General features: G+C 59.8%; 2 protein-coding genes. One reads left to right on the top strand and one right to left on the bottom strand.

From position 1 onward, the window contains the following. Positions 1–2,896 (top strand): bifunctional proline dehydrogenase/L-glutamate gamma-semialdehyde dehydrogenase PutA (putA, locus tag P792_RS31245; RefSeq protein ID WP_031241150.1); only part of this gene is annotated, 2,896 nt, incomplete at its 5' end. A gap of 41 nt (positions 2,897–2,937) precedes the next feature. Here the strand turns inward: putA and P792_RS31240 are convergent. Continuing rightward, the gene (locus tag P792_RS31240; protein WP_023979299.1) at positions 2,938–3,678 is read right to left on the bottom strand and encodes an alpha/beta fold hydrolase; all 741 of its coding nucleotides are present in this window, start codon (positions 3,676–3,678) and stop codon (positions 2,938–2,940) included. Positions 3,679–3,867: the final 189 nt, after the last annotated feature.

Here is a 3,867-nt window from a genome sequence, read left to right as displayed (position 1 = left end):
CCGCGACTATGAAACCGCCATTCATGCAATCGGCAAGGCTTCCAATGGTCTGGGCGTCTATCGTGGCCCAGGCATCTCCATCAAACTATCCGCCCTGCACCCACGCTATACCCGCCTTCAGCGCGATCGCGTCATGGCGGAGCTTCTGCCAAGCGTCACGAAACTGGCCCACCTCGCCTGCGCCTATGACATTGGCTTCAATATCGACGCCGAGGAGGCCGATCGCCTCGAACTCTCTCTCGATCTGCTCGAAGCCCTCTGTGCGGATGAAGCCCTGAAAGACTGGAAAGGCATCGGCTTCGTCGTTCAGGCTTATCAGAAGCGCGCGCCCTTCGTGCTGGACTGGGTGATCGACCTCGCCCGCCGCAGCGGCCACCGGCTCATGGTCCGACTGGTCAAGGGTGCGTACTGGGACAGCGAAATCAAGCGTGCCCAGACCGATGGGCAAAGCGATTTCCCGGTCTACACGCGCAAGATTCACACCGATATTGCTTACCTCGCCTGCGCCAGAAAACTGCTGGATGCACCCGAGGCCATCTTCCCACAATTTGCCACGCACAACGCCCAGACGCTCGCCAGCATATACGCCTATGCCGGGCCAGAATTTTCCATCGAGAAATACGAGTTCCAGTGCCTGCATGGCATGGGCGAAGGGCTGTATAATGAAGTCGTCGGCCCTCAGAAGCTCGATCGCCCGGTACGCATCTACGCGCCGGTTGGCACGCATGAGACACTTCTGGCCTATCTTGTCCGGCGCCTCCTCGAAAACGGGGCCAACTCTTCCTTCATCAACCGCATCCAGGATCCGGCGATTCCAGTCGAGGCGCTGATCACAAGCCCTGTTACCCTGGCAGAACAGGAAACCTCCCGCTTTACCGTCGCCCTGCCTCCCGCCCTGTATGGTACCGAGCGGCAGAATTCCCGCGGTCTCGACCTGTCTGACGAGAACACCTTGCGCGACCTTGCCGCGGTCTTCACGGCCACACCGGCTCCGGTCGCTTCCGAAGGCGAAGCCATCATCAACCCTGCCAGCACCACGGAGATCGTCGGCCATATTGCCTTTCTCTCCCCGCAAGCCATTGACGAGGCCCTGACACGCGCGGCAAGCGCCTTCCCCGGCTGGCGCGACACAGGCCCCGTGCAGCGCGCAGCCCTTCTGGAAAAGACAGCCGAGGCGCTGGAAACCGAAACACCGCGCCTCATGGCCCTCATCATACGTGAAGCCGGCAAGACACTGGCCAATGCTGTGGCCGAGATACGCGAAGCCGTCGATTTTCTGCGTTATTACGCTGCCCAGACACGCCATCTTGGCTCTGCTGCCCAGCCCTTGGGGCCCGTGGCCTGCATCAGCCCATGGAATTTCCCGCTGGCCATTTTTGTCGGGCAGGTTGCCGCCGCTCTGGCCGTTGGCAATACCGTGCTGGCCAAACCTGCCGAAGAGACCCCCCTCATCGCACAGGAAGCTGTCCGTCTGATGCATGCATCCGGCATACCGCAGGATGTCATCCAGCTCATTCCGGGCGATGGTCGCGCGGGCGCACAACTCGTCGCCGCTCCGGGAATACGCGCCGTGCTCTTTACCGGATCGACCGATGTCGCCCGCCTGATCCAGAAGCAGCTCGCAGATCGCCTCAACCCGGATGGGGCATCCATTCCCTTCATCGCCGAGACTGGCGGACAGAACGCGCTTATTGTCGACAGCTCGGCCCTGACAGAACAGGTCGTGACCGATGTACTGGCCTCGGCTTTTGACAGCGCTGGCCAGCGATGCAGCGCCCTGCGTCTGCTCTGCGTTCAGGAAGAAAGTGCAGACCGCCTGCTGACCATGCTCGAGGGTGCCATGCAGGAGCTGCGGACTGGTACGCCAGAAAAGCCGGAGACCGATATCGGACCGGTGATCAGCGCAGAGGCTCACGCCATGATCTCGGCGCATATCGACGCGTTCCGGGCAAAAGGACATGACATCTACCAGACAACCGCTACCCCCGAAGCACAGAGCGGCACCTTTGTCCCCCCCACCCTTATCGAGATCGGCACGGTCTCTGATCTGGAGAGGGAGGTCTTTGGCCCCGTCCTGCATATCCTGCGTTACAAACGTGAGACCCTGCCTGACGTCATGGCCGCCATCAATAGCACGGGATACGCTCTGACCTTCGGTGTTCATTCGCGTATCGATGATACGATAGAAACCCTGAAAACGCAGAGCCATGCGGGGAATATCTATATCAACCGCAATCTGGTCGGGGCCGTCGTGGGTGTGCAGCCCTTCGGTGGTCACGGCCTCTCAGGCACAGGCCCCAAAGCAGGTGGCCCTCTCTATCTGCGTCGACTGCTCGCAGAGCGTCCGGCACTCTCGCCGGCCTTCCTGCACAACCTTCCCGTCGAAGCCAAGCTCTTCGCTGACTGGGTCGCCACGACGCTTCCCACGATAACGCTCCCCGCCTGCGACAACACCCCTCTCGGCACATCCCTCTCGCTCACTGGCCCCGTGGGTGAAACCAACACATACTCCCTCGCCCCCCGAGGCACGGTGTTTTGTGCAGGCCCTACAACGGCAGATTTATGTGCTCAAATTCTGGCGGCATTGGCTGCAGGCAATCGCTGCGCCATTCCTTTGGCGCTGCTGCGCGCGCTGCCAGAACGCCCCCCCGGCCTGGAAGCTGCAGTGTTCCCCTTGCAAGACAATACGCTCATCGATGTCGCGCTGGGCAATGGCGATTCATCGTTCACAGCGGACCTGCTCCAGAATCTCGCCTCCCGCAAAGGCCAGATCGTCTCCCTTCATGGGCCTGACGCGTCAGGCAGCTATCCTCTCGAATGGCTGGTGCTCGAATATGCCTGCAGCACCAACACCACCGCCGCAGGTGGCAACGCTGCGCTCATGGCGCAGGTCTGACAATGAGTCCGTCGCAGGGATAAACCAGTCGCTGCGGCGGTTCAGAGCGCGTCCATGATCAGAGAGGCAACCCTCTCTGGAAAAACGATTTCGGCATCATGCGGTACGGCTTCGGTGTGATAGTGCCAACCCGACTGCGCTCTCGCATAGGCGCGGCTGGGCTCGATCGACCCTAAAGCCGGATTTTCATAGGCAATATAGGTAACAGACAGCCCCGTTCCGGCTGGCTGCTCCAGGCGTGCTGGCGTCTCATAAGTGCCTACGGGATGAGGGCGCAGATGCCGCATGAACCACGCTTTTCGATCAGCATCAGGCAGAAACACAGCATTTTCAGGGGGTACTGGAAAGGCAACATCTGCCCCACCGACACGGGCGCGCTCGCGCCGTATCGCTGCCATTCCCTTCGGTAGAATATCAAAGGCAGAGAGTCCCGGTTGTGCGATAAGGGCATCCAGATAGATGAGCTTCGCAATACGATCCCTCATCCGGTCAGCCACGCAGCTAACTACCATTCCGCCATAAGAGTGCCCCACGAGCGCAAAACGCGGCAGATCGAGCATGTCGATAACACTCAGCATATCCTCGATATGCGTCTCAAGTGTAATCTCACGTGAGAGAAGATGCGCCCGATCGCCTGTCCCGGTCAGAGTTGGTGTGATGACCTGATGACCCGCATGCTGCAGAAAAGGCGCTACATAACGCCAGATCCAGCCACCACAATGCAGACCGTGCACCAGAACGATCGGCACTTTGGGTTCGGCCGCCGCAGCATCAGAAACCATACTAAACCCTGTCACAAACGGAATGACTGCAAGAACATCTCGACGCTGCATGAACGTGAGCCCTCTCTATGGCCCCATCCGGGTTTAATACTTTGTCATGAGATATTTCGCGGAAACAAGACCGGAGGCCATCTGTACCGAGGATTTGATTATCCTGTGTTTGGGTCGCGCTGATGGCGGTATTCGTGC

Source organism: Asaia sp. SF2.1, assembly GCF_000505765.1.
GTDB classification, from domain to species: domain Bacteria; phylum Pseudomonadota; class Alphaproteobacteria; order Acetobacterales; family Acetobacteraceae; genus Asaia; species Asaia bogorensis.
The sequence above is the reverse complement of the archived record's forward strand: the minus strand, read 5'-3'. Positions and strand labels throughout refer to the sequence as shown.

Excerpts from the sequence above, each read along its gene's own strand:
- P792_RS31240 (WP_023979299.1), bottom strand. The coding sequence starts at position 3,678 with ATGGTTTCTGATGCTGCGGCGGCCGAACCCAAAGTGCCGATCGTTCTG.